This is a genomic window from Rhizobium sp. NZLR10 (assembly GCF_019685125.1).
Taxonomy (GTDB): domain Bacteria; phylum Pseudomonadota; class Alphaproteobacteria; order Rhizobiales; family Rhizobiaceae; genus Rhizobium.
The window spans coordinates 231,701-251,371 of record NZ_JABDWE010000002.1 but is presented as its reverse complement, the minus strand read 5'-3'; the positions used below and the strand labels follow the sequence as shown (position 1 = coordinate 251,371).

General features: G+C 61.2%; 22 protein-coding genes and 3 pseudogenes. 13 read left to right on the top strand and 12 right to left on the bottom strand.

The annotated features are described in order from the left end of the window. Positions 1–117: 117 nt before the first annotated feature. Together HJB82_RS04475 and HJB82_RS04470 are read right to left on the bottom strand one after the other, a co-directional pair. Entirely contained in the window at positions 118–1,107 is a 990-nt protein-coding gene (locus HJB82_RS04475; RefSeq protein ID WP_207584123.1) for an aldo/keto reductase, read from the bottom strand. A 607-nt stretch (positions 1,108–1,714) separates the two neighbouring features. Further along, a pseudogene (locus HJB82_RS04470) lies at positions 1,715–1,837 on the bottom strand (helix-turn-helix domain-containing protein); the annotation flags it as partial. Between HJB82_RS04470 and HJB82_RS04465 the strand changes: the two are divergent. After that, positions 1,827–2,181 (top strand): annotated as a pseudogene (locus HJB82_RS04465) (chloride channel protein); the annotation flags it as partial. The pseudogenes HJB82_RS04470 and HJB82_RS04465 overlap by 11 nt on opposite strands. 120 nt (positions 2,182–2,301) lie before the next feature. Here the strand turns inward: HJB82_RS04465 and HJB82_RS04460 are convergent. Both HJB82_RS04460 and HJB82_RS04455 read right to left on the bottom strand, forming a co-directional pair. Further along, a complete protein-coding gene (locus HJB82_RS04460) occupies positions 2,302–3,684 on the bottom strand; it encodes a HAMP domain-containing sensor histidine kinase (protein ID WP_207584121.1) in 1,383 nt (460 codons plus the stop codon). Then, positions 3,681–4,340, bottom strand: a complete 660-nt coding sequence (locus tag HJB82_RS04455; protein ID WP_168294757.1) for a response regulator transcription factor — start codon at positions 4,338–4,340, stop codon at positions 3,681–3,683. Before HJB82_RS04455 ends, HJB82_RS04460 begins: the two co-directional genes overlap by 4 nt. A gap of 134 nt (positions 4,341–4,474) precedes the next feature. Here HJB82_RS04455 and HJB82_RS04450 point away from each other — a divergent pair, with 134 nt between their 5' ends. The 7 genes from HJB82_RS04450 (at position 4,475) to HJB82_RS04420 (ending at position 10,100) form a co-directional block, all read left to right on the top strand. Beyond that, entirely contained in the window at positions 4,475–4,753 is a 279-nt protein-coding gene (locus tag HJB82_RS04450) for a PepSY domain-containing protein (protein ID WP_207584119.1), read from the top strand. Positions 4,754–4,798: 45 nt separating this feature from the next. Further along, positions 4,799–5,122 carry a hypothetical protein gene (locus HJB82_RS04445; RefSeq protein WP_207584118.1) on the top strand — a complete coding sequence of 108 codons (324 nt, stop codon included), beginning with the start codon at positions 4,799–4,801 and terminating at the stop codon, positions 5,120–5,122. A gap of 34 nt (positions 5,123–5,156) precedes the next feature. Then, positions 5,157–5,627 carry a DUF2271 domain-containing protein gene (locus tag HJB82_RS04440; RefSeq protein WP_221117295.1) on the top strand — a complete coding sequence of 157 codons (471 nt, stop codon included), beginning with the start codon at positions 5,157–5,159 and terminating at the stop codon, positions 5,625–5,627. Positions 5,628–5,645: 18 nt separating this feature from the next. After that, positions 5,646–7,844, top strand: coding sequence for a PepSY domain-containing protein (locus HJB82_RS04435; RefSeq protein WP_221117255.1), 2,199 nt, complete (start codon positions 5,646–5,648; stop codon positions 7,842–7,844). Next, positions 7,825–8,766, top strand: coding sequence for an FAD:protein FMN transferase (locus HJB82_RS04430; protein WP_207584116.1), 942 nt, complete (start codon positions 7,825–7,827; stop codon positions 8,764–8,766). Before HJB82_RS04435 ends, HJB82_RS04430 begins: the two co-directional genes overlap by 20 nt. Before the next feature lie 312 nt (positions 8,767–9,078). Then, complete coding sequence (locus tag HJB82_RS04425; RefSeq protein ID WP_405048960.1) at positions 9,079–9,462, top strand: EF-hand domain-containing protein; 384 nt, start codon at positions 9,079–9,081, stop codon at positions 9,460–9,462. Positions 9,463–9,743: 281 nt separating this feature from the next. Further along, positions 9,744–10,100, top strand: coding sequence for a TraR/DksA C4-type zinc finger protein (locus HJB82_RS04420; RefSeq protein WP_207584114.1), 357 nt, complete (start codon positions 9,744–9,746; stop codon positions 10,098–10,100). Positions 10,101–10,247: 147 nt separating this feature from the next. Here HJB82_RS04420 and ntrC read toward each other — a convergent pair whose 3' ends face one another. Genes ntrC through dusB form a run of 3 tightly spaced genes read right to left on the bottom strand, consistent with a single transcriptional unit; the run spans position 10,248 to position 13,842 of the window. Further along, positions 10,248–11,699, bottom strand: a complete 1,452-nt coding sequence (ntrC, locus tag HJB82_RS04415) for a nitrogen regulation protein NR(I) (RefSeq protein ID WP_207584113.1) — start codon at positions 11,697–11,699, stop codon at positions 10,248–10,250. Beyond that, positions 11,696–12,850, bottom strand: a complete 1,155-nt coding sequence (locus HJB82_RS04410; protein WP_207584112.1) for a nitrogen regulation protein NR(II) — start codon at positions 12,848–12,850, stop codon at positions 11,696–11,698. The genes ntrC and HJB82_RS04410 overlap by 4 nt, the downstream gene beginning before the upstream one ends. Next, on the bottom strand, positions 12,847–13,842 hold the full coding sequence (gene dusB, locus HJB82_RS04405; protein ID WP_221133049.1) for a tRNA dihydrouridine synthase DusB: 996 nt from the start codon (positions 13,840–13,842) through the stop codon (positions 12,847–12,849). The genes HJB82_RS04410 and dusB overlap by 4 nt, the downstream gene beginning before the upstream one ends. Positions 13,843–14,008: 166 nt before the next feature. Between dusB and HJB82_RS04400 the strand changes: the two genes are divergently transcribed. Together HJB82_RS04400 and HJB82_RS04395 are read left to right on the top strand one after the other, a co-directional pair. Next, the gene (locus HJB82_RS04400) at positions 14,009–15,226 is read left to right on the top strand and encodes a bifunctional 2-C-methyl-D-erythritol 4-phosphate cytidylyltransferase/2-C-methyl-D-erythritol 2,4-cyclodiphosphate synthase (protein WP_221117259.1); all 1,218 of its coding nucleotides are present in this window, start codon (positions 14,009–14,011) and stop codon (positions 15,224–15,226) included. Continuing rightward, entirely contained in the window at positions 15,223–15,726 is a 504-nt protein-coding gene (locus HJB82_RS04395; RefSeq protein WP_221117260.1) for a CinA family protein, read from the top strand. The genes HJB82_RS04400 and HJB82_RS04395 overlap by 4 nt, the downstream gene beginning before the upstream one ends. A 23-nt stretch (positions 15,727–15,749) precedes the next feature. On the opposite strand, the gene HJB82_RS04390 is transcribed toward HJB82_RS04395, so the two are convergent. The 4 genes and pseudogenes from HJB82_RS04390 to HJB82_RS04380 form a co-directional block, all read right to left on the bottom strand. Further along, on the bottom strand, positions 15,750–16,202 hold the full coding sequence (locus HJB82_RS04390) for a type II toxin-antitoxin system RatA family toxin (protein WP_209884844.1): 453 nt from the start codon (positions 16,200–16,202) through the stop codon (positions 15,750–15,752). Between the two features lie 9 nt (positions 16,203–16,211). Then, a pseudogene (locus HJB82_RS31500) lies at positions 16,212–16,283 on the bottom strand (AAA family ATPase); the annotation flags it as partial. Between the two features lie 56 nt (positions 16,284–16,339). Beyond that, complete coding sequence (locus HJB82_RS04385) at positions 16,340–16,870, bottom strand: cytochrome b (protein ID WP_221139623.1); 531 nt, start codon at positions 16,868–16,870, stop codon at positions 16,340–16,342. Next, positions 16,851–17,327 (bottom strand): MarR family winged helix-turn-helix transcriptional regulator, encoded by a 477-nt coding sequence (locus tag HJB82_RS04380; RefSeq protein ID WP_221139622.1) that lies wholly within the window; start codon positions 17,325–17,327, stop codon positions 16,851–16,853. The genes HJB82_RS04385 and HJB82_RS04380 overlap by 20 nt, the downstream gene beginning before the upstream one ends. 96 nt (positions 17,328–17,423) lie before the next feature. Between HJB82_RS04380 and HJB82_RS04375 the strand changes: the two genes are divergently transcribed. Together HJB82_RS04375 and HJB82_RS04370 are read left to right on the top strand one after the other, a co-directional pair. Next, positions 17,424–17,792, top strand: coding sequence for an antibiotic biosynthesis monooxygenase (locus HJB82_RS04375; protein WP_221117262.1), 369 nt, complete (start codon positions 17,424–17,426; stop codon positions 17,790–17,792). A gap of 24 nt (positions 17,793–17,816) precedes the next feature. Further along, entirely contained in the window at positions 17,817–18,293 is a 477-nt protein-coding gene (locus HJB82_RS04370) for a DUF1772 domain-containing protein (RefSeq protein WP_221139621.1), read from the top strand. Here HJB82_RS04370 and HJB82_RS04365 read toward each other — a convergent pair. Further along, positions 18,290–18,850 carry an AAA family ATPase gene (locus HJB82_RS04365; protein ID WP_221139680.1) on the bottom strand — a complete coding sequence of 187 codons (561 nt, stop codon included), beginning with the start codon at positions 18,848–18,850 and terminating at the stop codon, positions 18,290–18,292. The genes HJB82_RS04370 and HJB82_RS04365 overlap by 4 nt on opposite strands. Before the next feature lie 150 nt (positions 18,851–19,000). Here HJB82_RS04365 and HJB82_RS04360 point away from each other — a divergent pair, with 150 nt between their 5' ends. Then, complete coding sequence (locus HJB82_RS04360; RefSeq protein WP_259669481.1) at positions 19,001–19,663, top strand: class I SAM-dependent methyltransferase; 663 nt, start codon at positions 19,001–19,003, stop codon at positions 19,661–19,663. Positions 19,664–19,671: the final 8 nt, after the last annotated feature.

Sequence of the window (19,671 nt, the reverse complement as noted above, 5' to 3'; positions counted from 1 at the left end):
CTCGATCGGGAGCGAAGTCCAAAACCCTTGCGTGACCTTTAAGCAACGCATTGTGGCGAAAATGCAACGCCGTCCGTCACATTGTCAAGCCGCGCAGGGCCTCGGCCCACATGCTCTTTAGAAACGACGTGGTTCTTCCGGTTTGTTTCCAACAATCGTGTCGATCCGGTCCAGCACGTCAGGCGTCATCTTGTGCCTGTGCGAAAGCGCCGCGAGATTGTCCTGCAACTGGCTGGCGCGCGAGGCGCCGAGAATGACGGTGGAGACGTTGCGATTGGCGAGGCACCACAACAAAGCGAGATGCGTGATCGACAGGCCGATCTCGTCCGCGAGCTTTGCAAGCTCACCAACTTGTTTGAGCTGAGCGCGGCCAGCATCGCTGGACCACTTTTCCTTCAGCCATTCGTATCCCGGCAGGTTCATGCGGCTGTCGGCTGGCACACCATTATTGTATTTGCCGGTCAGGACGCCCGAGGCGAGCGGCGACCAGATCGTGGTGCCGAGGCCGATGAGGTCATAGAGCGGCAGATAGTCGGACTCGACCTTCTGACGTTCGAAGATGTTGTATTGCGGCTGCTCCATTGTCGGCGGCGTGATGCGCAAGTCGCGAGCCACGGCGTAGGCTTCCGTCAATTGCTGCGCGGACCATTCCGACGTCCCCCAGTAGAGCACCTTGCCCTGGGCAACGAGATCGTGCATCGCCCGCACCGTTTCCTCGACCGGCGTATCGATATCCGGGCGATGGCAGAAATAGAGGTCGAGGTAGTCGACCTGAAGCCTCTTCAATGCGGCGTGACAGGCATCGGTCACATGCTTGCGCGACAGGCCGCGCTGCGTCGGCTTCTGGCCGCCCCAGAAGACCTTGCTCGAGACGACGAAGCTGTCGCGGCTCCAGCCAAGCGATTTGAGCGCCTCGCCCATGACGATTTCGGACTTGCCGCTTTCGTATCCTTCGGCATTGTCGAAGAAGTTCACCCCGTTGTCATAGGCAAGCTTCATGAGGTCGACGGCGTCGCCTCCATTGACCTGCTTGCCGAACGTCACCCATGAACCGAAGGAGAACTCGCTCACTTTCAGGCCTGACTTTCCCAAACGTCGATATTCCATCATGCAACTCCCGTAAATTATGAATATGTGCCGGCCTGTCACCGGGGACGGCGTCGCCCGATTGATCGACGACCGATTCGTGTAATCTATGGCATGCTCAACGAGATGCGAGGCTCAGCCCGCGAAGTTGACCAAAACACAATGTCGCAGTTCCCATCAGCCCCGACCGTAAAGAAAAAGGGCGCTCCACGACATTAGTCGGAGCGCCCGTGGCATGCGATCGACAACGTTTGCGGCGGAGGTCGACAGCAGCAATGGCAGATGATGAGATTCGGAACGGATAGGCAACATGCGATAGAAATCTGCGACATTATAGCCCGCTGATTGATCGTGTCGTCCACCGGATATCCACAGCTTATCCACAGGCATTGCGACGACGACCGCAGCAACTTCAATGACATTCGCCTGGCGTCAAATCACCCCTCACAAATGCTTATGTGACTGTTGAATGACACCGCAATTTTGTTTGTCTGCTTGGATACAAACCGCGACCTGGCTCGGATAGGCTCAGCTCTCCTCCCGACCGTGGCGGCGGACGCCGGGAGGGGTGGGCGGTGGGCAAACATGAGGGCCCGCCGCCTTCTTTTTATCGCGCCCCCGAACACACTCAGGCGGTGCGGGAACTCCTGTAGACCGAGACGCCAAGTTCCCTGATCTTCTTGCGCAAGGTGTTGCGGTTGAGACCGAGAAGACCGGCCGCCTCGATCTGGTTGCCGCACGTCGCCGCCAGTTTCCTGTCGATGATCCAGGCATCCGGGCGGCATCTTTGCACCATCGCTTGCGGTTGGCGCCGGTTTCGGCAGCACGGTCGGATCGCTGCTCGGCACCAGCATCGCGTTAGCGGCCATCCTCGCCATGGCAGGCTATTTCGCTGGCGTCGTGCAGGCGCTGACGACCGCCTTCGTCATCATCCTTGAAATGATCGGCGACCACCAGGCCGTCATCCCGATCATGGCCGTTTCGATGATCGGCTACATAACGTCGCGCATTCTGACGCGCGAACCGGTCTATCACGGGCTTTCGCGCGTGTTCATCGCCGCGGGGGTCAGTCGAAAAAGAAGCAGAACGGAGTGACTTCCTAGACTTAATCTCGGCGGCTGGACAACGACGATGCGCCGTCATCTCCCCGATCGGCATGGCATACAGATGGTTGGACAGCGCCGGCTTCGCGATTGGCACCTCGGCGGCCACCCGCTAAACACTCAGCCTCGGCGACCACACGGGTAGCTTTATTTCAACCTGCACACCTTCGTTCCTCTCGGGTCGCGGAGACACAATCGTCACATCGGCTCCAATGCGATCGGCGATGGCCGTGACGATAGCAAGCCCGACACCGCTTCCCCCGATCTCAACGTTCCCGCGCTCAAAGCGCCGCATCAGCCTGTCTACAGCGTCTGGGGGCAGTATCGGGCCGTCATTGGCAACACTCAGCAGGCCGCCAAGCTGAAGTGAAACCTCAACCTTTCCATCTTGCGCCCCGTGTTTCAGCGCGTTTTCAATCAGGTTGCGGCAGAGAATGCCGACTGCGTCCGGATCCAGCATCGAACGCACCGGCGCCGTCGGCAGTGCCAGCAAGACGCGCCCCTCTCCGGCCCGGGCAAAATCCTGAAGGACCATCTGCAGGACGGTTCTGAGATCGGACGGCTGGTCACTTTGTAGACGTCCGCCTTCAGCGCGAGCAAGCTGCATCAGCTTCTCAGATATGCGCATCAACCGCTTCAGCGTCGTTTCGATCTCCGTCGCCCGCTGGCTCGTCAGCTTTTCCTTGGTTTCGGAGCGAATGCGTTGCGCCTGCGCGATTGCGCCGGCCACCGGCGTACGAAGCTCGTGCGCGGCATTGGCCGCAAAGGCGCGCTCGGCGTGGAACGCTGCCGTCAGGCGGTCGAGAAGCTGGTTGACACCTGCCGAAATCGGGAGAAGTTCGGTCGGCAGGCCACTGTCGGTGACGGGCGACAAATCCTGCGCGCCGCGATTGGCCAGCTCGTGCCTAAGCGCGCGCACCGGCCGTAAGGAGCGGCGCACCGCGAGGTATATCGCGAGCAGGCTGAGAGGGATCACCACGATCAGCGGCAGCACGAGGCCCAACAGCATCTTGCGTGACAATTCCGTGCGATGGTCAAGCGGTTCGGCGACGGCAATCGTCAGGTTCCCGTCGAAGCTCGTATCGTAATAGAGCTGGTGCGTTGCGGTTCGAAGAAAGCCGCGTTTCGTGGACGGTGGGAAGCTCGAGGCATCCGCCCCCTTCGAACCGAGCAGAACCTGCCCGTTTTGGTCACGCACGATGAAGCTTACATCTTCGCCGTAGCGAGCCTCTCGGTCGATGCGTCCATCGCCGTCGTCGTCCTCACCATTGTCGTCGTAATCGGTCGCATCGCGGCCTTGATGGCCTTCTCGCAGGTCGTGCCGGGCAATCGGCAAAATGCGCTGCGCTGTTGCCTTCAGGCCATCATCGAACACCTCTTCCATCTGCCCGCCAAGGCGGTGCGCGGTCACCGCTGCCGCCACAAGCCATAGCAGAGTCACTGAAAGCCCGAGGGCGAGCGCCAGGCGCGTCTGGAGCGAAGCGCCGATCCTCATGGCCGTCCCAGACGATAGCCGAGCCCGCGCTCGGTCTCGATCACATGAGTACCGAGCTTCTTGCGCAACCGGCTGACATGGACCTCGATGGCGTTGCTGTCGATTTCCCTATCGAAGGAATAGAGCCGCTCTTCGAGCTGCGCCTTCGAAAGAAGCTGGCCCGGACGTTGCAGGAAGGCCTCAAACAGGACCCATTCTCGCGCCGTTAGAACCACGGCCTTGCCATTCAGCGTGATGCTTCTGGCGGCGAGATCGATGGCGAGCGGGCCAAGCGTGATGTTGGGATTGGGATTGCCGGCATAACGGCGCGCCACCGACCCGATCCGCGCCGAAAGCTCAGCAAGATCAAAGGGCTTCACCATGTAATCATCGGCGCCAGCGTTCAATCCGGCAATGCGGTCAGAGACCTGGTCGAGCGCTGTCAGGATCATGACCGGCGTCACGTCGCCGCGCCCACGCAACGCCTTCAGAAAGGGAATGCCAAGCCCATCGGGCAGCATCAGATCGAGCAGCACCAGATCGTAGGCAGCAGCAACGATCGCATCGCCCGCCTGGTCGAGGCGATTGACCCAATCGACGGAGTGACCGTCGGCAGCGATCTGGTCGCGAATGGCCGCGCCCAGCGCCGTATCGTCCTCGATCAGCAGAACCCGCATCGCAACCCTCCCTCTCTCTTTCGTCTCCTAGTCCACCGGCCAGCTTACGGGAAGCTGAAGCAATGTCGCGCGGTTTGTCAGATGCCGGTCAGCTTGGAACGCAATTGATCAGACCGAAATGAGAGGAAACAAGAATGAAAAACGGCACCTTGCCCATCTTGGCGCTCGCCGTCATCGCCGTGACATCCGCTCAGGCAAGAGACGACTGCGACGTTCCGATCAGCAATTGGAAGACGCATGCGGCGGTTCGCGCCATGGCCGGGCAACGGGGTTGGACGTTGAAGCGCATCAAGATCGATGACGGTTGTTACGAAATCCGGGGCACCGACAGGGACGGCCGTCGCTTCGAAGCGAAAATCGATCCGGTGACGCTTGAAGTCATCCAACTCGATAGACGCCGCGAAGATCGCTGAGCATCGCTCCCAATCCCCATAAAGATAGCCAACTGGAGGTCACTTATGACGTACCGCAAATTTTTTCTGGCCGCTTGCGCCGGCATCGGCTTTCTCGCTCCCCTCGGCAGTCTGGCCAGGCCGTCCCCCACACAGAAGAGTGCCGCCGCCGGGGCCGTACCAGCCGGCTATCAAGAAAGCGAGGACGATGAACACAAGGAGGAGCATCACCTCCGTCACGACGACACCGGCCGTCACGCCGCCGATGACTGCGAAAACTGGGATGACGATGCCTGCGGTCTAGGCGGCACCGTGCAGCAGCAGAACACCACCCCGCCCAGCAACGGCCTATTCACGCCTGGTTCCAAGCCGCGGGTCCAGACGAACTGAACCGTCAAATCAGCCAAGGAGAATATCGATGAGAATGAAATCCGTTATCGCCATGCTTGCAGTCACCACGGCTCTTACCGTTCCTGGCCTTGCCATGGCGCGTGAGGTGACCTTCACCACCAGCATGCGCAACTACGGCGGCGATGGTGCCTACCTTGCTTATTACGTCACCGATGCGCAGGGCAAATATGTCGGCAGCCTTTGGATGGCGGGCGGCAAGAGCAGGTATTACGAGCATCTCACCGGCTGGTCCCGCGCCACCGGTGGCGATACCGCCGAGATCAAAGGCATCACGGGTGCCAGTGTTGGTGCCGGCCGTTCACTCAAGGTCACGGTCGATCTTGCCGATACGCTGTTCGATGCCGGCTATCAGCTTCACATCGACTCCGCCGTGGAAGACATGCGCGACAGCCCAAACGAGATCGTGGTGCCGCTGGCATCGGCCGGCTTGGGGCAGAAGGTGAAGGGCATGCGCTACGTCGCCGCCTTCACCTATGCGCGTTGAGCGGGAAGGACGCTCGCCATGAACCGCTCGCTTCACCGCTGGTTTGGGCTGATCGCCACGGTGCTTCTCACCGTCGTCGCGCTGAGCGGCGCTGCACTGTCGATCTTCCCCGCCGCTGAGGCGCTCACCACGCCTGCCGCGCAGCACATCAGCGTTGCCGAACTCACCGCGCGAGTCCAGGCGGCAGAACCTACGGTGGAACAGATCAGACGCGCGCCGTCCGGGCGGATCACCGCCTATTACTACGAAGGCGACCAACCCGCCTCCTCTGTCATCGACCCTGCCACTGGCACGCCGGCCGGCAGCGCCGACACCTCGGATCTGGAGCGCTGGTTGACCAATCTCCATCGCTCGCTTTTCCTCGACGATACTGGACGTTTCATAACTGCGGGCGGTGCAGCGGTTATGCTTGCCCTCGCAATTTCCGGGCTGTTCCTGATGGCACGGCGCGCCGGCGGCTGGCTTTTCGTCCTGAAATCCGTTCGCGGTACCGGCGACGGACGCTTACACGCCGTCGTCTCGCGCCTAGCTCTGCCGGGCCTCTTCCTCTCCTCGCTCACTGCGCTCTGGATGACGGCTGCTGTTTTCGGCCTGCTGCCGGAAAGCGCGGGTGCGCCGGCCTTCCCGGCCGACGTCAGCGGCAAGACCGGGGTAGCGCTCACGTCTGTCGCTCTGCTTCAAGAGACGCCGGTCAATGACCTGCTCTCGCTGACTTTCCCTGCTACGGGCGACGCAACGGACGTTTTCACACTCAAGACAGCAGCAGGAGAAGCTTACATCGATCAGGGCAACGGCGCGCTGCTGGCCTGGTCGGACGCCGGCTGGGTCGACAGGGTCACGCTCCTCATCACCATGCTGCACACGGGGTGCGGCTTGGCCTGGCTCGGGCTCGTCCTCGGGTTCTCTGCGCTTGCTGTACCTGTTCTCGGCTGGACAGGCCTGCTTGTCTGGCTCAAGGGGCGCCGCGCCCCAAGAGCAACCTCGGCAGACGCTGGCGAGGCCGATACGATCCTGCTCGTCGGCAGTGAGAGCGGCACGACCCAAGGCTTTGCCAATACGCTGCAGGTTGCTCTTTCCGCAGAGGGTCTTTGCGTCCACGTCGGCCCGATGTCCGATTTCGAACCGGCCCGTTGGCCGAAGGCGCGGCGTGTTATGCTGCTCGCCGCCACCTATGGTGACGGCGCAGCGCCCGCCTCCGCCATGGGCTTCATCGAACGTTTCGAGCGTACGCCCGCAAAGCCCAGCCTGCCGCTCGCCGTGCTCGGTTTCGGCGATCGCAGCTTCCCGGCCTTCTGCGGTTTCGCCTCCGAGATCGCGACGATCGCCAAGGACAAGGGCTGGGCCTCCCTCATACCCTTCGACACGGTAGACCGCCAATCGCCTCAGGATTTCGCCCGCTGGGGACGGCTCCTGGCTGAGACGCTTGGCCTCGATTTCGAGCTGACGCACCAACCAACCGCTCCAAAGACCTGGAGATTGCCGCTGATATCCCGCCGCGATTATGGCGCAGGCGTACAGGCGACCACCGCCATCCTGCGCTTTGCCCTGCCGAACATCTCGCTCCGGCAGCGTCTGACAGGCAAGGGTTTCCCGCGGTTCGAGGCCGGAGACCTGATCGGCATCGTGCCGCAAGGCTCGGATCTGCCGCGCTTCTACTCACTTGCTTCCGGTACCACGGATGGCTTTCTCGAAATCTGCGTCCGCAAGCAAGTGGGATGGCTTTGCTCGACCCAACTCACCGCATTGAAACCGGGGGATACTGTTGCGGCCTTCGTGCGCCCAAACCCCTCCTTCCGCCCGGCCCGGGGAGGCAAGCCGGTCATTCTCATCGGCGCCGGCGCCGGTATCGGTCCGCTTGCCGGCTTCGCGCGTCGAAACCGGGCACGCCGCCCCATGCACCTCTATTTCGGAACTCGCCATCCAGCCAGCGACGCGCTTTACGCCGAGGAGCTTTCCTACTGGAAAAAGGACGGCCGGCTGACCTCGGTATCGACCGCCTTTTCGCGAACTGCAAGCCCGGCCTATGTGCAGGATATTCTGCGTAAGGACGCCGAGCGCATCGGCAAGCTCATTGCCGCAGGCGGTCAGGTTCTCATCTGCGGGAGTCGGGACATGGCGGCGGCCGTTGCCGCCGTGCTTGCCGACATTCTCGCGGCACAGGGCTTCAACCTCGCGCTCCTGAAAGCCACTGGCCGCTATGCCGAGGACATCTACTGACATGACGCGCTACGCGATGAACGGTCCGACCATGGGCACGCGCTGGTCCGCCCTCTTTCACATGCCATCGCATTTCGATGTCGCCCCCGCCCGCAAGGCGATGGCCGACGCCGTGACCGAAGTCGACAAACAAATGTCCACCTGGAGGCCTGAAAGCGATCTGAATCGCTTGAACGCCGCGCGACCCGGTGGATGGATTGCCCTGCCCGACCGGCTGCTTACCGTGCTGGGAGCGGGTCTTGCCATCGGCCGCACCTCGGGCGGCGCCTTCGATATCGGCGTGGGCGATGCCACCACCGCGTGGGGTTTCGGCATGTTGGACGCAAGCGAGGACATGATCAGGACCGCCCGTCTTGCGAAACGCAGCCCGGCCCATGATGTTCTCGAGCTGGACAAGTCCGCCGGACGCGCCCGCAAGCACTCCGAGATGTGCTTCGATCTCAATGGCATCGCCAAGGGTTATGGCGCCGATCAACTGGCGAAGGCTGCGCGCGAGCACGGAATCGAAGCCGGCCTCTTCGCCATCGACGGCGAACTGAAAGCACTCGGCACTCAGCCCGACGGTCGTGGCTGGACCGTCGCCGTCGAAACGCCAAATCTGGAAGTGCGTGCCGTGCATTCCATGCTCGAGCTGGATGATGCCGCCGTTGCGACGTCAGGCGACTATCGACACTGGATTGATGTCGGCGGCCATCGTCTCTCGCACACCATGGAGCCGCGCCTCGGCTTCCCGCTTAGAGATCCGCCCGCCTCGGCGACCGTGATCGCCTGCGATTGCATGAGCGCCGACGCCTGGGCGACGGCGATGATGGTTCTTGGCCAAGCACACGGTCTTGCGCTCGCGGAAAGGCTCGGTCTGTCTGTTCTCTTCCTCAGGCATGACCAGCCGAAAGGGATCGGATGCGGCCTGTTTGCGCGCTGACCAGACCTCGCAGAAGCCAGCTCGAAAGCTCATCCGTTACCGGCCCCGAGACGAGCTCATCGCACTCGGAAGTCACCTTGTTTCTTGCGTCGTCCGGCTCGATCCTCGGTATCGCTTCGGCCGCTATGACTCCTCGGAGATTCTGGTGGCTCGCATCGCAAGCATGACGCGGCGCAAAGTCGATCGGTCCCTCATCGACGACTCGAACCATGCAAGTGGTTTGATCCAGCGCAATGTTTGAACCCTGTGTGCGTCGTATCTTCAAAGGACGCTCCAACTCGTGGAGGACAACACTCAAAGAGGAGAGTCAGGATGTCCATGTTCAGACTGCCAACGATCACTCTGCTGGCCTTGCTCGGTGCCGTCGGTGCCATGGGCATCGCCTCCGCCCAGACGAAAAGTCCAGACCCGGCCCAGTCTGAGGCTAAACCCGAGGCGGACGGATCGGAAATGATGCCAGGCATGATGGGCCGCAACATGATGCCATCTGGCATGTCCCCAGGAATGCGCATGATGGGGCCAATGAGCGGTCATATGGTGAAGATCATGTTTGCCATCGCTGATAGTGATGGGGACGGCGCAATTTCTTTCGAAGAGTTGACCGCGATCCATAAACGCGTCTTCGACGCGGTTGACGCAAGCAATGACGGCAAGGTTACGCCTGAGGAAATGCAGGCGTTTATGCAGGACAGGTGATTGGAGGCCCGGCATTTGACGGCCGTTGCATGGGAGCCACCGCCCAAAGGAGACTTCTCATGACCTACACGTTCGATAGAACCCTGTTGGCGACCCGTTTCGAAGATGCGGTCGGCAGGACGAAATCCGCTCTCATCGGCACTCGCGGATCGAAAGCTACCTTGATTCGGATCAATCCGACGGACGCCCTACACGCCTAGCTTTGCCGCTTCCCGTCAGGGGCGAAATTCCCAGTAAAACACGGTGTCGGTCGCGAACAAAAGGCCGGCTGGAGAGCGATCATGCAGAAGCAGTCCTCCTCGCAAACGAGGCAGCATATCGAAAAGTACAAGGCGATCCTTGACCAACGCCGGCGCGAGCTGGAAACCCGCCTGCAAGCGATCGAGCATGATTTCGAAGAGCCTCGGAATCCTGACGATAATGATCGTGCCACAGAGCGAAATAACGATGAAGTCCTGGAAGAACTCGGCGAGGCTGGACAAAAGGAGCTCCTCGCCGTCCAAGCGGCGTTGGACCGGATTGAAGCCGGAACTTTTGGCACATGTGTGAAATGCAGCATGCCGGTCGGCGAGAAGAGGCTTGGCGCAGTCCCCCACACACCTTTCTGTCAGTCTTGCGCTCAGTCGTTTGAGGCCTGAGTTGCAAGGTCACCATGTTCATGAAGCGATATCTGATACCGGGCCAGCTCAGCCGGCGCGTGCGCCGATGAGCCATTCATGAGCGTCATCGCGACCGGGAGGATGCGTTCGACATCCCTCCGTAGTACCGTGCAAGCCCGAACACGCTCAGGCGGTGCGGGAACTTCTGTAGACCGAGACACCCAGCTCCCTGATCTTCTTGCGCAAGGTATTGCGGTTGAGACCGAGAAGATCGGCTGCTTTGATCTGGTTGCCGCGCGTTGCCGTGAGCGCGGCGAGGATCAGCGGATATTCCATTTCCGTCAGCACGCGGTCATAGAGGCCGGGCGGCGGCAGGTTTTCACCGAAGCCTGAGAAATAGGTGCGCATGTTCTCCTCGACGGCCTGGGCGATCGTCATCGAGCCGTTGCGGATCGGACCCTTGTCGATCGGGCTGTCGGGCACATCGGAGCGCAACTCGGCGTCGATGATCTCGCGGGTGATGACATCCTGCGGATAGAGCGCCACCAGACGGCGGATGAGATTTTCCAGTTCGCGGACATTGCCCGGCCAGGCATAGGCCTTCATCAGTTCCAGCGCTTCCTGATCGAAACGCTTGGAGCCAAGACCTTCCTTTTCGGCCTGCTGGATGAAATGGCGCACGAGATCGGGAATGTCCTCGGCGCGATCGCGCAGCGGCGGCAGGCGCAGCGGCACGACATTGAGGCGGTAATAGAGGTCCTCGCGGAACAGGCCCTGATTAATCGCCTGCTTCAGGTCCTTATTGGTGGCGGCGACGATGCGCACGTCGGTGCGGATCGGCGTGCGGCCGCCGACGGTGGTGTATTCGCCCTGCTGCAGCACGCGCAGAAGCCGCGTCTGGGCGTCCATCGGCATGTCACCGATTTCGTCGAGGAAGAGCGTGCCACCTTCGGCCTGCTCGAAGCGGCCGGTCGAGCGGGTCTGCGCACCGGTGAAGGCGCCCTTCTCATGGCCGAACAGTTCCGATTCGATCAGGTCACGCGGGATCGCCGCCATGTTGATCGCCACGAACGGGCCGTTGCGGCGCTTGCCGTAGTCATGCAGGGCGCGGGCGACGAGCTCCTTGCCGGTGCCGGATTCGCCGGTGATCATCAGCGTCAGGTCCGTCTGCATCAGGCGGGCGAGAACGCGATAGATTTCCTGCATCGCCGCCGAACGGCCGACGAGCGGCATGCCGTCCTGCATATCGTCTTCGAGCTTGGCCGGCTTGCGCTTCGGCTCGGAGAGCGCACGGCCGATGATGCCGATCAGCTCGGTGAGATCGAAGGGCTTCGGCAGATAGTCGTAAGCGCCCTTTTCCGAGGCCTTGATGGCGGTCATGAAGGTGTTCTGCGCGCTCATGACAAGAACGGGCAGGTCGGGACGCGCCTTCTTGATGCGCGGCAGCAGGTCGAAGGCGTTTTCGTCCGGCATCACCACATCGGTGACGACCAGATCGCCCTCACCCGCCGAAATCCAGCGCCAGAGGGTAGCGGCGTTGGAGGTGATGCGGACGTCATAGCCGGCGCGGCTCAAAGCCTGGTTGAGCACGGTCCGGATGGCCGCATCATCATCTGCAACGAGGATCGTAGCTGTCATCGAGAAGGTCCTGTCGAGCTTGCTATAGAGGCGTCCTCGAGCGAAGCGTCCTTGGACGCCGGCATGAGAACGCGGAATGTCGTGCGGCTGTTCTGGCTGTCGCATTCGATGATGCCGCCATGATTGCCGATGATCTTGGCGACGAGCGCTAAGCCGAGGCCGCTGCCGTTCGGCTTGGTGGTGATGAAGGGATCGAAGAGATGCGGCAACAGATCGGCAGGAACGCCGGGGCCATTGTCGTGAACGCAGAATTCCAGCGGCAGCGAGATCTTTTCGCGCGTGCCGGCAACCGAGAGACGGATGCCGGGCCGATAGGCCGTCGTCAACATGATCTCGCCTTCCGGCCGATCACCGACCGCTTCGGCGGCGTTCTTGACGAGATTGAGGAAGACTTGGACGAGCTGGTCGCGATTGGCATAGACCGCCGGCAGCGACGGGTCGTAGCTCTCGGTGACGCGGATGTTGCGGGCAAAACCGGCCTTGGCAACGGCCTTCACATGATCGAGCACGGAATGGATGTTGACCGGCATGCGGTCGACGGGGCGTTCGTCGGAAAAGACTTCCATGCGATCGACCAGCGAGACGATGCGGTCGGTCTCGTCGCAGATCAGCCGGGTCAGCGCCCGGTCTTCGTCGACCGCAGACTGTTCGAGCAGCTGGGCAGCACCACGAATACCGGAGAGCGGATTCTTGATTTCATGCGCCAGCATCGAGGCGAGACCGGTCACCGATCGAGCAGCGGCGCGATGCGTCAGCTGCCGGTCGATCTTGTCGGCCATTGAGCGTTCCTGAAAGACGATGACGACGGCGCCGGGTTCGCTGAGCACCGGGGCGACATAGAGATCGACGAGCTTGTCCTGGCCGAGGCGCGGCGAACTCAGGTCGACGCGATATTCGTTGACCGGGGCCTTGCGCTCGCGCACCTGGTCAATCAGGGCAAGCAGCGGGCTGCCGAAGGGAATGAAGGTCGAGATGCGGTAACGCGCCAGATGCGGGGCGCTGGCACCGAAGAAGGCCTCCGCCTCCCAATTGGCGAAAACGACGAAACCGGATTCGTCGACCATGACGACGGGGTTCTGGATGGCGTTGAGCACGGCCATGGCGACGGTCCCGCCGGCGTGATCGGGCGGAGAAGTCATATCCTTCGTCATGCCGCCTCCCGGCTGTCGACAACAGTTGATGCCAGCGCCTCGTAAAGGCGCGCGGCCACCTCGCGCGGATCTCGTGAGGTCATGATCGCTGCCTTTTCGCCACCGGTGAGATCAGCGGCGAAACGCTGGAGATACCAGCCGAGATGCTTGCGGGCATGGCGGATCCCCACCGCCTCGCCGTAGAAATCGAGCATCATCGCGTAATGTTCGACGGCGACATCGGCGATCTCCTGCCGGTGCGGCTCGGCGCCACCGGCGATAACGCCGGCATGCCACGGCCTGCCTTGACAGCCCCTGCCGATCATGACGGCATCGGCACCGGAGCGGCGCAATATTTCCTGCGCGTCCTCTGCAGTTTCGACATCGCCATTGGCGATCAGCGGAATGGAGATCGCCTCGCGGACGGCGCGGATCGCATCCCAATCAGCACGGCCTTCATAAAATTGCATGCGGGTGCGCCCATGAATGGTCACCAGCCGGATGCCGGCCGCCTCGGCGCGGCGCGCGATGTCGGGCGCGTTGATGGAATTTTCATCCCAGCCGAGGCGCATCTTCAGCGTCACCGGAATGTCGACGGCCCTAACCGTCGCCTCGATGAGGCCGAGCGCATGATCGGGATCGCGCATCAGCGCCGAGCCGGAATAACCGCCGATCACCTTCTTCGCCGGGCAGCCCATGTTGATGTCGATGATATCGGCGCCGTGATCGGCAGCGATCTTCGCCGCCTCAGCCATCCAGTGCGCTTCGCGGCCAGCGAGCTGCACCATATGCGGCCGGAAGCCCGTGGCCCGCAGCCGCGACCAGGATTCGGCGGTGTCGTTGACCAGTTCGCGGCTTGCCACCATTTCGGTGACGACGAGGCCGGCACCGAAGCGCCAGGCGAGCTCGCGGAAGGGCATGTCCGTGACGCCGGACATCGGCGCCAGCACGACGCGGTTCCGCACGGAGACGGGTCCTACTCGGAAAGGCGCTGCGAGGTCCTTGGAAATCAAATGATTATCTTTCGGGCATGCTGTGGAACTGCATGATTTTTAGCCATTGTTCCCCGGCTTGCCAAGGGGGCTGGGATCGAAATCGATATTTTTCGGGCAGATGCTGGAAAAGGCCAAAGCAAGACGTTAGAGCACTCGGGTCAATTCCGCATATTTTAGGGGATTTATGCTGCAAATGCCTTCTAAGCAACCGATATCGGCTGGAATTGTCATCGTTGCCGCCGGCCGCGGCGAGCGTGCAGGCTCCTCAAAGGAAGGCCCCAAGCAATATCGCATGATCGGCGGCAAGCCGGTTATCGTGCATACGCTTGAAAACTTCATGACATGGGAAGCGGCGACCGAGATCGTCGTCGTCATTCATCCCGATGACGAGGCGCTGTTTGCCAGAGCCTTTCGCCACATCATCTCGGCAACACCGATCGAAACGGTGCATGGCGGCGCGACCCGGCAGCAATCCGTGCTGGCCGGTCTCAGATATCTCAAGGACAAGCAAATCAGCCATGTGCTGATCCACGATGCCGTGCGGCCGTTCTTCGACCACGTGCTTCTCGACCGCATTACCGAGAGCCTCGGCGACGGCGCGCAGGCGGTGCTGCCGGCGATCCCGGTCACCGACACGCTGAAACGCGCCGACAGCGCCGGCACCGTGCTGACGACCGTTTCGCGCGAGCACCTCTACGCGGCGCAGACGCCGCAGTCCTTCGCCTTCGAAACGATCCTTGACGCGCATGAACAGGCGGCGGCGAGCGGGCGAAGCGATTTCACCGACGATGCCTCAATCGCCGAATGGCTGGGCATTCCGGTGACGATCGTCGAGGGCACGCCCGATAACGTCAAGCTGACGGTGAAGAAGGATATCGCCATGGCCGACGACAAGCTGTCGACGTCACCGCTTCCCGATGTGCGCACCGGCAATGGGTACGACGTGCACCAGCTTGAAGCAGGCGATGGCGTGACGCTCTGCGGTGTGTTCATTCCGCATGACCAGAAGCTCAAAGGACATTCCGATGCCGACGTCGCGCTGCATGCGCTGACGGACGCGCTGCTTGCCACCTGCGGCGCCGGCGATATCGGCGATCATTTCCCGCCATCGGACCCGCGATGGAAGGGCGCGGCGTCGCGGATCTTCATCGAGCATGCCGCCCGGATCGTGCGCGATCACGGCGGCACGATCATGAATGCCGACGTCTCGCTGATCGCCGAGGCGCCGAAGGTCGGCCCGCATCGCCAAGCCATGCGGGCGAAACTGTCGGATTATCTCGGTATCGATATCGAGCGCTGCTCGGTCAAGGCGACCACCAACGAGACGATCGGCTTCGTCGGCCGGCGCGAAGGCATCGCGGCGATCGCCACGGCGACCGTCGTCTATCGCGGGAGGAAATGATGAGCCTTTTTCCTCAGGATATTCTGTCGGCGGCGGAGACGATCATCCGTGACTTCACCACCGCCGGGCTGGTGATCTCGACCGCCGAATCCTGCACCGGCGGATTGATCGCCGGCGCGCTGACCGAGATATCGGGCTCCTCGGCCGTCGTCGACCGCGGCTTCGTGACCTATACCAATACCGCGAAGATCGAATTGCTCGGCGTGCAAGCGGAAACGCTGCTGCGCTTCGGGGCGGTGTCGGAGGAAACGGCGCGGCAGATGATGCATGGCGCCCTCTTCCGCTCGCGCGCCGCAATCGCCATTGCCGTCACCGGCATTGCCGGCCCCGGCGGCGGATCGCCCGAAAAACCCGTCGGCCTCGTGCATCTCGCCGCCAAGTCACGCGCCGGCGCGCTCATCCATCGAAAGATGCTCTATGGCGATATCGGCCGCAGCGAGGTTCGGCTGGCAACCGTCCGGACGGCGCTGGAAATGGTGCACTCGCTCCTCGCCGGCTGACGACACCTTCGGCAGTCGCCGCGTCAGGCCGTCGTGTAGATCCGGTTTGCCCTGGTCTCGAAGGCTTCGGTGAACATGCGGAAGGCGCGGTCGAACATCGAGCCCATCAACGCCCCGAGGATGCGGCTCTTGAACTCGTAGTCGATGAAGAAATCGACGGTGCAGCCGCCGGTCGGCGTCTCGGCGAAATGCCAGCGATTGTCGAGATATCTGAACGGACCATCGATATATTTGACCTCGATAACGTGCTCGGCCCGGTTCAGCAGCACCTGGGTCGTGAAGGTCTCGCGGATCGCCTTGTAGCCGACCGTCATATCGGCGACGAGCAGGATCTTGCCGTCGCGCTCCTTGCGGCTCCTGATGGCCAGGGCCTCGCAGAGCGGCAGAAATTCCGGATAGCGCTCGACATCGGCAACGAGGTCAAACATCTGCTCGGGTGTGTGCGGGACGGGACGATGGGTTTCGAATTGCGGCATAGGCGGCAATTAAGCGGGCCGGCCGAGAAGATCAAGAAGCTCGCGCATCTGACGACGGGATTTTAGCTGAAGAATTGGCATGCCAGCGGTGCGACTTTCTCGTCGCAAGCGCGGTTCCGGGATGCCTAGTTTCGTTCTCAGCGCCCATACCACATGCGCCAGAGCAACCCGTCGCTGCGGATGAACTGATGGAATAGTGCCGCCCCAACATGGGTGAAGAGCAGCGCGAGCAGTAGATTGGCCCCAAGCCCATGTGGCAGGCGCGGTGAAAAGAGGTGGAAGTCCGGCAATTCCGTGCCAGCTCCGAATATGGCTTGCACCGCGCCGCTCAGCGCGATCATGCCGAAACCGCTCGCGATCATGCCGAGGATGACGACATAGAGGACAAGATGAACAACGCGCGCCAACCGCTCTTGCCACGAGGGTGCCCCCTTCGCTGGCAGCGGTTTCTTATCGAAAAGCGACCACCAGGCGATGCGACACACGGTCAGCAAAAGAACCATGATCGCTGCTGGGATATGCACGCGGAGAAGCGCCGCCTTTGCGAGCGGCTCGACGGCATTTCCGGTTCGGAAACCGGAGACAAGGGCAACGAGCAAGACTATCGCGGTCAGCCAATGCATGGTGACGGCGATTGTGCCGTAACGATCAGTCGTGCTTTTCCGCATCGATTTCTCCTTCGAGACTGTGCCGCAGCGTCATCATAACGCGATGCGCGGTTTGGATTTCGGCAAGTGAAAGTCCTCCGGCCATGGCGTTGACGCGCGGATTGTAGGCAGCGATCGCGGCATCGTAAGCTTGCTGTCCTTTCCCGGTCAGCACGACGAGTTGCGCTCGCCGGTGATGCGGGTTGGGTTCGAATTCGACCAGCCCTTCTCCGTACAGATCATTGACGATGCGCTGCACGTTCTGGCGGTTGGCACCGAGGTCCCGGGCGAGCCATGCCACCGGCTGCGGCCGATCGGCATGCACGATCGCCCCCAATATCTGCCAGCGTGCGCTGGTCAGCCCGTAGGGCGCAACTAGTCGGTCTCCCCAGATCAAGGTCAAGTTGTTCACCCGAAACATCGAAAGGATCAGATCCGTCAAGGCCTCGCCTATCGGGGTTCGTGTCGCTTCATCCATCTGTCACCATATGTCGTTATTGACATCATCATGTCAAGTTAATATGTATGCATCACACCAGATTGACATCATTATACCAATATGAAGGAGTCTTAAATGACGCATATGCAACCACTTGACGAGAATTTTCCGATCCAGCGCCAGCTCGATGTCGATGCAACCCCGGTCGTGCTGATCAATCTCTTCACGCTCGACCGCGCTGATGAGTCGCGCTTCCTCGAAGTCTGGAGCCGTGACGCTGATTTTATGAAGCGACAGCCCGGCTTCATCTCGACGCAGCTCCATCGAGCGCTCGGCCAAAGCATGGCTTATCTGAACTATGCGGTGTGGCAATCGAATGAAGCATTCCGCGCTGCGTTCAATCATCCCGACTTCCGCGCCCAGGTCGCCGCGTATCCGGCATCCGCGGTTGCAAGACCGCACCTGTTTCAGAAGATCGCCGTAGCCGGCATCTGCACAGCTTGAGCATCATTAGAAGGAAGCAACCACATGTCACTGCTGTTCAAAATCATGGCAATCGCCGGTCCTGCGGGGTTCGGGGGCGTCATGCTCGCCATCGGAATCATCCTTGGCGGACACTGGAAGAGCCTGCCTCCCGCCGATTTCCTTGACTCGTTCGGCAGGTATGGCGGCTTTATCCAACGCGCCATTCCACTCGTCGTGATCCCAACGCTGATCGGGGTGGCCGGCATGCTCTGGATCGACTGGAGCAATGCGGCAACGCGCAATCTCTGGCTTGCCGAGGCGGGCTGTATCGCCGCTATTCTCGTGCTGACGATGGCCTATTTTGTGCCTAGCAACGACGCTTTCGGCGCAAAGGCGGTGGCAGCCGACCAGGTTTCGGCGAAGCTCGACACCTGGCTGTTCGTTCACAACTTCCGCATCGCCCTCGCCTTTGCTGCCTCTTCGCTCGGAGTGTGGGCCATCAGCCGGCGAAAGGAAACGCTCATGCGGTCACGTTCCTAAGCACTAGTAGCGGCGAGCCGGCTAGCTGCTGCGCGTGATGTTATGACGACAGTGGAATTTGCAAGCCCATAGTCCCGAAGGGCGGCCTCGATCAAGGGGACCGCATCCCGCTCGAAATTCCAGATATAGGCGAGAGCATCCAGCGAGGGGCCTTCAGGGCATCCGGCGGGCAGTTCGGGACGGTCGCGCCCAAAATAACGAAACGCTCTTGAGACGATACCGTAGAGGCATGCATATCTTGGCGGGCGAAGCCAAATGACCGCATCGGCGCGTGGCAGGCGGAGATGGAAGGAGCTGAGGCCGGTCCCATCCATGATCCAGCGTTCCGCCGCCGCGGCAGTGGCGATCAGGCGGTCGATCTCGTCGCGCGGCCTCTTTCTCCAGCCGGGCAGCCAATAGAAGTCGCGGTCCATGGAGATGTAGCCAAGGTCGAGGGCTCGCGAAAGCCGCTTTGCGAGCGTGCTCTTGCCGCTGCCGGGGCAGCCGATCACCAGGATACGGTCGGCGCTTCTGACGATTTCCGCCGGACGAACCGGGTCAACGACATGGATTGGCATGGATTTCGATGTCTGTTCCACCGGGTGATTGCCCTGACGATCCTTAATCTTACCGATATAGTATAGTTATGGCACATTCCAATAAGATTGCTTGCCAGACCGGACTACTGAACCTATATGTGGGGCACCCAATTATGGGTGGTGGCGCACATGAGCTTTTTGACAGAACATTTCATCACAAATGCAAAAGATATACTTTTTGCCGGGAGCACACCTCTAGACTATAAATTTCTACAGTCCGAATTTTTGTTCGACCACCGATTGAAGAGCAGACAATTCCTCTGTGATTTGCTTCCTAAGGGTGGTGTCGGCGCTGAGCTTGGCGTGTTCACCGGATTGTTCTCGACCATTCTGCTCGACCGGGCCAGACCGAAGTCCGCCTATTTCGTCGACCCTTGGTGGTTGATTTTCGGAAATCGCTATCCGGACTGGGGCATTTATACCGCCAATGGCCGGTTATCGACTAGGCGCGCCCACGATGTGGCTTCGCGACGTATCAAAAAGAATGCGCATGGCGCAAGCGTATCGGTGCATGTGGCCTATTCAGTACCCTTCCTTGAGCAGCTTCCCGACGACCATCTTGACTGGGTCTATCTGGATTCTTCGCATTCCTATGCTGGCACGGCCGAGGAGCTCAAAGTGCTGAGGCGTAAGGTAAAACCGGGCGGTATTGTCGCCGGTGACGATTGGCACGACACTCTCGGGCATACCCACAGTGGCGTAGCTGTCGCCATTCGCGAGGCAGTCGAGGTTGGCGCGTTCCAGATGATCGGCAGCTACCCCGCGCTGCAATGGGCGATACGCCGACCCTGAGGCCGGCT

Coding starts and splice junctions, on each gene's coding strand:
- HJB82_RS04475 (WP_207584123.1), bottom strand. CDS start 1,107: ATGGAATATCGACGTTTGGGAAAGTCAGGCCTGAAAGTGAGCGAGTTC.
- HJB82_RS04460 (WP_207584121.1), bottom strand. CDS start 3,684: ATGAGGATCGGCGCTTCGCTCCAGACGCGCCTGGCGCTCGCCCTCGGG.
- HJB82_RS04455 (WP_168294757.1), bottom strand. CDS start 4,340: ATGCGGGTTCTGCTGATCGAGGACGATACGGCGCTGGGCGCGGCCATT.
- HJB82_RS04450 (WP_207584119.1), top strand. CDS start 4,475: ATGAAAAACGGCACCTTGCCCATCTTGGCGCTCGCCGTCATCGCCGTG.
- HJB82_RS04445 (WP_207584118.1), top strand. CDS start 4,799: ATGACGTACCGCAAATTTTTTCTGGCCGCTTGCGCCGGCATCGGCTTT.
- HJB82_RS04440 (WP_221117295.1), top strand. CDS start 5,157: ATGAAATCCGTTATCGCCATGCTTGCAGTCACCACGGCTCTTACCGTT.
- HJB82_RS04435 (WP_221117255.1), top strand. CDS start 5,646: ATGAACCGCTCGCTTCACCGCTGGTTTGGGCTGATCGCCACGGTGCTT.
- HJB82_RS04430 (WP_207584116.1), top strand. CDS start 7,825: ATGCCGAGGACATCTACTGACATGACGCGCTACGCGATGAACGGTCCG.
- HJB82_RS04425 (WP_405048960.1), top strand. CDS start 9,079: ATGTCCATGTTCAGACTGCCAACGATCACTCTGCTGGCCTTGCTCGGT.
- HJB82_RS04420 (WP_207584114.1), top strand. CDS start 9,744: ATGCAGAAGCAGTCCTCCTCGCAAACGAGGCAGCATATCGAAAAGTAC.
- ntrC (WP_207584113.1), bottom strand. CDS start 11,699: ATGACAGCTACGATCCTCGTTGCAGATGATGATGCGGCCATCCGGACC.
- HJB82_RS04410 (WP_207584112.1), bottom strand. CDS start 12,850: ATGACGAAGGATATGACTTCTCCGCCCGATCACGCCGGCGGGACCGTC.
- HJB82_RS04400 (WP_221117259.1), top strand. CDS start 14,009: ATGCTGCAAATGCCTTCTAAGCAACCGATATCGGCTGGAATTGTCATC.
- HJB82_RS04395 (WP_221117260.1), top strand. CDS start 15,223: ATGATGAGCCTTTTTCCTCAGGATATTCTGTCGGCGGCGGAGACGATC.
- HJB82_RS04390 (WP_209884844.1), bottom strand. CDS start 16,202: ATGCCGCAATTCGAAACCCATCGTCCCGTCCCGCACACACCCGAGCAG.
- HJB82_RS04385 (WP_221139623.1), bottom strand. CDS start 16,870: ATGCGGAAAAGCACGACTGATCGTTACGGCACAATCGCCGTCACCATG.
- HJB82_RS04380 (WP_221139622.1), bottom strand. CDS start 17,327: ATGGATGAAGCGACACGAACCCCGATAGGCGAGGCCTTGACGGATCTG.
- HJB82_RS04375 (WP_221117262.1), top strand. CDS start 17,424: ATGACGCATATGCAACCACTTGACGAGAATTTTCCGATCCAGCGCCAG.
- HJB82_RS04370 (WP_221139621.1), top strand. CDS start 17,817: ATGTCACTGCTGTTCAAAATCATGGCAATCGCCGGTCCTGCGGGGTTC.
- HJB82_RS04365 (WP_221139680.1), bottom strand. CDS start 18,850: ATGCCAATCCATGTCGTTGACCCGGTTCGTCCGGCGGAAATCGTCAGA.
- HJB82_RS04360 (WP_259669481.1), top strand. CDS start 19,001: ATGAGCTTTTTGACAGAACATTTCATCACAAATGCAAAAGATATACTT.